8 protein-coding genes are annotated in these 6,837 nt (G+C 60.4%); 5 read left to right on the top strand and 3 right to left on the bottom strand.

The window, feature by feature from the left end; genetic code table 11:
• Nucleotides 1-390: 390 nt before the first annotated feature.
• Complete coding sequence (locus G6N73_RS34090; protein ID WP_165034305.1) at nt 391-840, top strand: Ros/MucR family transcriptional regulator; 450 nt, start codon at nt 391-393, stop codon at nt 838-840.
• A 56-nt stretch (nt 841-896) separates the two neighbouring features.
• Here the strand turns inward: G6N73_RS34090 and G6N73_RS34085 are convergent, their stop codons facing one another.
• Nucleotides 897-1,250 carry an RcnB family protein gene (locus tag G6N73_RS34085; RefSeq protein ID WP_165034304.1) on the bottom strand — a complete coding sequence of 118 codons (354 nt, stop codon included), beginning with the start codon at nt 1,248-1,250 and terminating at the stop codon, nt 897-899.
• A gap of 460 nt (nt 1,251-1,710) precedes the next feature.
• Between G6N73_RS34085 and G6N73_RS34080 the strand changes: the two genes are divergently transcribed.
• The gene (locus G6N73_RS34080) at nt 1,711-2,565 is read left to right on the top strand and encodes a protein-L-isoaspartate O-methyltransferase family protein (protein WP_165034303.1); all 855 of its coding nucleotides are present in this window, start codon (nt 1,711-1,713) and stop codon (nt 2,563-2,565) included.
• Nucleotides 2,566-2,676: 111 nt separating this feature from the next.
• Here the strand turns inward: G6N73_RS34080 and G6N73_RS34075 are convergent, their stop codons facing one another.
• Both G6N73_RS34075 and G6N73_RS34070 read right to left on the bottom strand, forming a co-directional pair.
• Nucleotides 2,677-3,291, bottom strand: a complete 615-nt coding sequence (locus G6N73_RS34075; RefSeq protein ID WP_165034302.1) for a 3'-5' exonuclease — start codon at nt 3,289-3,291, stop codon at nt 2,677-2,679.
• 174 nt (nt 3,292-3,465) lie between these two features.
• Nucleotides 3,466-4,353 (bottom strand): NmrA/HSCARG family protein, encoded by an 888-nt coding sequence (locus G6N73_RS34070; protein ID WP_165034301.1) that lies wholly within the window; start codon nt 4,351-4,353, stop codon nt 3,466-3,468.
• Between the two features lie 98 nt (nt 4,354-4,451).
• Between G6N73_RS34070 and G6N73_RS34065 the strand changes: the two genes are divergently transcribed.
• The 3 genes from G6N73_RS34065 to G6N73_RS34055 form a co-directional block, all read left to right on the top strand.
• The gene (locus tag G6N73_RS34065; protein WP_165034300.1) at nt 4,452-5,369 is read left to right on the top strand and encodes a LysR family transcriptional regulator; all 918 of its coding nucleotides are present in this window, start codon (nt 4,452-4,454) and stop codon (nt 5,367-5,369) included.
• 179 nt (nt 5,370-5,548) lie between these two features.
• Nucleotides 5,549-6,454 carry a S1C family serine protease gene (locus tag G6N73_RS34060; protein WP_165034299.1) on the top strand — a complete coding sequence of 302 codons (906 nt, stop codon included), beginning with the start codon at nt 5,549-5,551 and terminating at the stop codon, nt 6,452-6,454.
• A 212-nt stretch (nt 6,455-6,666) separates the two neighbouring features.
• Nucleotides 6,667-6,837, top strand: a 171-nt coding sequence (locus tag G6N73_RS34055; protein WP_165034298.1) for a transposase, incomplete at its 3' end; no start/stop codon positions are given.

Here is a 6,837-nt window from a genome sequence, read left to right as displayed (position 1 = left end):
CGTATTCTTTCCTTGGCAACAGGGATTTAGCTCGTTCGAATGCGGGGCGATTAGCGAGAACGGCCAAAAAACACAAGTGCCTTTTGGCAAGGCATCCCCGTCGCTCTGGAAATCGGCTCCGCAGCCGAAAGCGGCTATATAGTATCGGCGGCTCCTGGCGGAAGGCTCCTGCTCGCCGGGGGCGAGACGCCGCGAGGGCGCGGGCAATGTCCCGGTCATGCCGGCCGAACCCGGCTGGCCGCCGTCGACCGGAACGACGCTGGTGCTTGATATGGAAGACTGTCGCGGCGATCGCGTCAAATAGACTATGCACCACAACAGGGTTGCATCCCTCCCGATAAGCAATATCTACCCGCTGGGCGAGCTAAACTAAAACGAGGGAATTCCGATATGAACGACAATCTCAACAACACCGATACCATAGAACTGACTGCCGACGTGATCTCAGCTTACGTCTCGAATAATCCGGTTCCGGTGTCTGAATTGCCTTCTCTGATCGCGCAGGTCCATCAATCTTTGGCAGTACTGTCGAATGGTTCCGCCAAGGAACCGTCAGAAAAATTTACGCCTGCTGTTCCGATCAAGAAATCGGTGACTCCGGAGTACATAGTCTGCCTCGATGACGGGAAGAAGTTCAAATCCCTGAAGCGGCATTTGAAGACGACGTTTGGGATGACGCCTGAAGAGTACAGGGCGAAGTGGAATCTGCCAGCCGACTACCCGATGGTCGCTCCGTCCTACGCGGCGGCGCGTTCGGAACTCGCCAAGAAGATGGGGCTCGGCCGCAAACCCAAGGCGGCGGAACCTGTAAAGCGGGCGCGCAGGAAAGCAGCCGCCTAGTCGGCAAGGAAGAGGCGGGTTCATCACCCGCCTCTGTCGTGTGACAGACTTGTCGCCTAGCGTCCCGCGATGATGCTTGCGATGATCCCGGTGCCCAGGCTGATCAGCAGGAAGTCGTTGTCGACCCTCACCCACTGCTGGCCACGACCGGGACGCCTGAGCCCGTAACGGTAGTGATCGCGGATCGCCTGCCTGCGCTGCCATTCCGGAACGCGCTTCCCCCTGGACCAGTGGTGCCGCTTGTTCTGATGTTTGCGCACCTCATGGCGCCTCGGTGCATGGAAATCCCGCTTGTGCTGGTGCGAATAATGCTGACCCTGGCGCGGGCCATCATGGCGCTGCTGAGCCTGGGCGACTGGAACCGCGAGCATCGAGATCGCAATCGCGGCAAGAACGGTTCGTTTGAACATCGGTAGGCTCCATGTTGTCGATACCGGGAACCTAGCGAGCGGGCGATGAACCCAAACTGAACGGGCACATTACGTTTTTGCAATGATTACAATAGTTAAAGCGACACCGCTCAAGCGGTTTTGCAGTCCCACGCCCGAACGACGGACAGATCGGGCCGCCGTGTCATATGCCGGAGCGACCCCATCCATGCGCCGTCTCTCCTCATGAAAGCGGCGAGGCGCCTAGACCCAGCGGGCTGCCCTCCTTCCCGCAGGAATTCCTATTCGGTCGCGGGCGGCGCCTCGCACCCCTGAAGCAAAGGCGAATCCGAGGCGCCTGAGCTGCCTTTTGGCCGCTGACTCCCTTAGAGTGGAAAGCAGTCATGGCCGGATCGCCTTGTGTGCGAAGATAGGGACCCTTTGCCGCCGTTCGGTTTTCTGAGAGCATGAGAAAGTACGCATAATCGGGGAGCCGATGCCCATGCCGACAACCGATGGTAACGAAGCGCGCCGATGGTTTGCCGAAGACCTGCGCGTCTCATCGCCCGTTGTGCACAACCCTGCCGTCATCGACGCATTCGCCAAAGTCCCGCGCGAGGAATATCTCGGCAGCGGCCCATGGCGTATCCATTCGAGATTGCAAGTCGGGGCAGTCCATACGAGCCCTTCAGCCGCACTTCATGAGATTTACCACGATGTTCTGGTCTCGCTTGACGAAAAGCGCGGATTGAACAGCGGATTGCCGTCGCTTTGGGCCTTTGTTTTCGACCATCTGAACATAACGCCCGGCCAGACTATCCTTCAGGTGGGCGCCGGCGTCGGCTATTTCACCGCCATTCTCGCTGAACTGACCGGTTCCGAGGGACGCGTGATTGCGTATGAGATCGATGAAGACCTCGCTCGGCGCGCGCAAGGCAATCTTGCTCACTATGCCCATATCGAAGTGATATCCGGTGACGCCACACAGGCAGTTGACCTGCCAAACCTCGATGTTGTGGTCGCCTTCGCAGGAGTGACGCACGTGCCGGAACGGTGGCTTTCAAATTTGTCCGACGCCGGCCGGATGGCGCTGCCGTTCACGGGTGAAGACCGATGGGGCTTCATGATGCTTCTGGAAAGAGCTGGCGATGCGTTTCCTATAAGGTCACTTGTGCCATGCGGCTTTTACCATTGCGGCGGAGCCAGGCGCAGAGACGAAGAAAAGGCTTTAACGGCCGCCCTCAGGGCTGCACGAGGCAAGGTCGCTGACCTTGCGCAATACCATCGAGGGCGATCGGACACTTGCATCGAAGATGCCTGGCTGGTCACCGACGCATACTGGATTTCGAAAGCCTAGCGCAGCCGGGCTATTCGACGCGTCTGCAAATGCGCATTTGCAGCCATGTACCCAGATGGAATGAATGACCGCTACGGGCGGAATACAGTCTTTTCGCTTGTCGATCGAGGGCTAGGTGCGGTCGAAGGCGTCTGACTGCAATTTCCCGGTCTTCAAAAGATGTTGCAGCGCGTATGCGACGGATAGGGCATCGTCGAGCGCGTCATGCCCCTGCAATGGAGGGTGCTCAACGCCATAGTAGTCTGCAAGTTTGTTGCTGGGCGTCTTCGCTATGTCTTCGATCGGCATCCCCGCCGCGATCACCAGCTTGACCGCGTTGTCGAACCGTTGGGCAGGGATGGGCGGCTGAACGCCTGTGATGTAGCAGCTAATGGCGACCATGTTCAGTTCGTCCTTGCCCCACGACCAGAACCGCGCGCCTTCTGAGAAGCGATCAATTCCCGCAAGGGCGTCCTGCAGCGGCAACCCCTCAGTCTGTATGTTGTCTTCGGTGATGCCGGTCAGTTCGGTGAAGTACGGGTCGATTACATACCTGTTGCCAAAACGGTCAATCGGCTGAACGTAGGCTTTATAGGTATCCAAGAGAGGGAAATCGCCCGCCACCCCGAGCTTCACGGCGCCGATCTGCGCGATAACGGGATCGGGGTCGTGAGCCGCGCACCAGAACCTGCTTAGCGAGCCCTCGACGCAAACAAACTCGCAGTCGAATACGATTGCCGTCTTCATGACCAACACTCCCCCTGTTCGTGAGACATACGACAACTTTAGCGCTTAACTTCTGCGACGTACGGTAAAACCCGTGTATCGGATTCCAGCAGCAGCAAAGTGTCTGCTGTCGGTGGTGGGAAGCGGACCCCGGCTCTCCGGTTTTCCGCTTCAGCCGGTGATGTCTATGGAAACTCAGGCGGCAGAAGACGTCCGGTCGAGAACGCTCCAGTCGAATTCGCGTGCCCAGTCGGCGAAACTGTGCCAGCGGACCTCGGGAAAATCCCTCCGCAATGCGGCGATATCGGCATCGTAGCCGACGCGGTCGAACCATTCGAACATCAGCGCCGTGTCCTCGCTTTGCTGGCGAGCTGCGGCAATCGGGATTTCCTGATAGCTGATCGGACGGCCGATGGCTTGCGACAGGATTTTCGCCTGCTCCTCGCCGGACAACTCGTCGCCGGCAATATCGAAACGCTTGCCGAAAACCTGCTCGCGCCGCTCGACCAAGGCTGCCACGAAAGCCCCGATGTCCTCCAGGGCGACCAACTGCAGGACGCGTTTGGGAGGCATCGCAAACGCGTACATGCCCTGGCGCAGCCCACCGATCGACCACGGCGCGACAATGTTCTCCATGAAGGCGGCCGGCGCGCTGATGGTGTAGGGTATGCCGAGCCCGGCCACATGTTTTTCGACGAGATTTTTGCTTTCGAAATGCGGGATGCCTGTCTTCTTGTCGGCATCGGCAACGGACGAATAGATCAAATGCCCGACGCCGGCGGCCTTCGCCGCATCGGCGGCAATGATGCCCTGGCGGACCTCCTCCTCCACCCCGGCCTCGTAGCTGTTGCCCATCAGGTACATGGTGTCGACGCCGCTTGCAGCCTTCACGATGGACGCCGCGTCGCCGAGATCGCCTGCCACGATGTCGGCGCCCGCCGGGGCCAGTTGCCGGGCGGCATCGCTATCCGGCTTGCGGGTCAGTGCCTTGACGCGATGTCCCCTGGACAAGAGTGCGCGCGCAACCGCGCCTCCTTGCTGTCCGGTGGCGCCGGTTACCAGAACGCTTCGCTTGGTGGTCATGTGTCTGCTCCTTTTGTTTCCAATAGAGCCAAGTTAGGGCCTGTAACATTGATCCATAACAGCCTACAATTGGGAAACATCGTTCCAAAAGTGGCACAATGCTCGATCTCAACGATATCGTGGTGTTCGCTCGCGTCGTCGAGGCCGGCAGCTTCACCGCTGCCGCGCGCCTGCTCGGCATGCCCAAGACGACGGTCAGCCGCCGCATTGCCGCGCTCGAGCGCGAGGTGGGCATCCGTCTCCTCCAGCGCACGACGCGCAGCCTCAGCGTGACGGATGCGGGCCGTCTCTATTACGAGCGGAGCAGCCAGGCGCTGCGGACGATCGAGGATGCGAACCTGCGCCTTGCGGAAGCGCGGGCGGAGCCTTCGGGCACGATCCGGATATCGGCGCCCGTCGGCTTCGGCGGTTTCCTCTCCGGCACGGTGTCCGGCTTCCTTGCGATGTACCCGAAAACCGCGGTCGAACTGCGCCTGACCGACGACAGGCTCAATCTCGTCGAGGACGGCATCGATCTCGCCTTCCGCACCGGCGTCCTCCCGGACTCGATGCTGATCGCCCGCAAGCTCGGCTCGACGCATCGTATCCTGTGCGCCAGCCCGGATTATCTGGCGCGCCGCGGCGTGCCGGAAGCGCCGGCGGACCTTGCTTTCCACCATTGCGTCATCGCAGGCCCTTCGGCGGCCAATGCGCACTGGGTTCTGGAGGGGCCGCACGGCGAGGAAAGCGTCATGGTGTCCGGACGCTTCGCCGCCAATGAAATGCAGGCGGTAATTGCCGCTGTGATTGCCGGCTACGGCATCGCCCAGCTGCCCGACAGGATGGCCGAAGCGTCCATCGCGGACGGGCGGGTCCGCCGCATTCTCGACGACTACACGACGCCGGCTGGCGGCCTCTACGCCGTATATCCGAGCAGCCGCCACCTTTCGCCTGCGGTCAAGGCATTCATCGAGCTTGCGGCGGAGCGATTGAGTGCCGCCGGTGACAATGACAAGGCTGTAACCGTATCGAGCTAAGCATTCGGCTGAAGGGCTGGTTGTCACTCTCTATCCCGTCATTCGTCGACCCGTTAACCCGAGTTCGGAGCCCTGCGCCCAAGGCCTTGCACCTGGCGGTGCGCGGCATACCTATACGGGATGGCGCGCGGCCTTGTGTGCCGTCACGATCCTTAGGCCGCGACTTGCTAGGATGAGACATGAATATCAATTCGATCCTACGGTCGGTCGTGACCGTGCGCTCCTCCATTCCGGAAGACGCCTTCACCGCAGCAACGCTGGGCACCCAAAGGGAAGGCAGCGGCGTGGTCATCCGGGAAGACGGGTTGGTGCTCACGATCGGATATCTGATCACCGAGGCCGAGGATGTTTGGGTGACAGGCGATGACGGGCTCCTGGTCCCCGCTCATGCGCTTGCCTACGATCAGGAAACCGGGTTTGGCCTGGTGCAGGCACTGGGGCAGCTTGGCCTTCCCGCGCTGGATTTCGGTGACGCGGCCGAAGCCAAGTTAGGCGATCCTGTCGTGCTTGCCGACGGGATTGGTCGAGCGATCGAGGCCAACATCGTGGCCAAGCAGGAATTCGCCGGCTATTGGGAGTATTTGCTGGACGAGGCGATTTTCATCGCGCCTGCCCATCCCTCGTGGGGAGGCGCCGCACTCATCGGGCAGGACGGCAAACTTCTGGGCATTGGCTCGCTGCGGTTGCAGATGAGCTGGAACGGAGAGAGTGCGGATATCAATATGGTGGTGCCTATCAACCTGTTGCCGCCTATTCTTGACGATCTGCTCACTCGAGGCCAAGTCACCAAGCCGCCTCGGCCTTGGCTCGGAGTTTTTTCCGCCGAGAGCAACGGCGACGTCGTGGTCATGAGCGTGGCTGAGGGAGGTCCGGCAGCCCAAGCAGGCTTGCATCAGGGCGACGTCATCTCGGACATCCGGGACGAAGAAGTTGACGGCCTGGCGGATTTTTACCGCAAACTGTGGACGAGCGGCCCTGCGGGAGTAGAGATCCCGATGAGAGTAGTGCGCGCCGGCCGAGAAACATGGCTGCGCGTCAAGTCAGCCGACCGCCGCAGCTTTCTCAAAAAACCGCAATTGCAATGAATCGGCACTCGGGTTCTCCCCGGCTTTCGGCAGAATTGCCGGAACGTCCGAGGGTGAGAACAGGGCGCTGACTTCGGCCGTACTTCGGCTTCAATCCCGCAGAATGTCGAAATGAGGTTGTCACCCATGTCTTAGTGTCCGATCCAAAAAGGAGTGAGTGATTTCAGCAGGTTATGATTCTGTCGGATTGCTGAGATTCGACGGAGATCACGATGCCTTGGACCGAAACCACTCGCCGGCAGTATGAACGGCGCTGCCCGCGCTATGCAAGTGATCTGACCGATGAGGAGTGGGCGCTGATCGAACCGATGATGCCGGCGCCGAACCGCATCGGTCGGCCGCGCAAGACGGAGCTGCGCGAGATCGTGAACGCGCTTCTGTAT

Source organism: Allomesorhizobium camelthorni (genome assembly GCF_011045125.1).
Lineage (GTDB): Bacteria > Pseudomonadota > Alphaproteobacteria > Rhizobiales > Rhizobiaceae > Allomesorhizobium > Allomesorhizobium camelthorni.
The sequence above is the reverse complement of the archived record's forward strand: the minus strand, read 5'-3'. Positions and strand labels throughout refer to the sequence as shown.

Coding starts and splice junctions, on each gene's coding strand:
- G6N73_RS34060 (WP_165034299.1), top strand. CDS start 5,549: ATGAATATCAATTCGATCCTACGGTCGGTCGTGACCGTGCGCTCCTCC.
- G6N73_RS34085 (WP_165034304.1), bottom strand. CDS start 1,250: ATGTTCAAACGAACCGTTCTTGCCGCGATTGCGATCTCGATGCTCGCG.
- G6N73_RS34080 (WP_165034303.1), top strand. CDS start 1,711: ATGCCGACAACCGATGGTAACGAAGCGCGCCGATGGTTTGCCGAAGAC.
- G6N73_RS34065 (WP_165034300.1), top strand. CDS start 4,452: ATGCTCGATCTCAACGATATCGTGGTGTTCGCTCGCGTCGTCGAGGCC.
- G6N73_RS34090 (WP_165034305.1), top strand. CDS start 391: ATGAACGACAATCTCAACAACACCGATACCATAGAACTGACTGCCGAC.
- G6N73_RS34070 (WP_165034301.1), bottom strand. CDS start 4,353: ATGACCACCAAGCGAAGCGTTCTGGTAACCGGCGCCACCGGACAGCAA.
- G6N73_RS34075 (WP_165034302.1), bottom strand. CDS start 3,291: ATGAAGACGGCAATCGTATTCGACTGCGAGTTTGTTTGCGTCGAGGGC.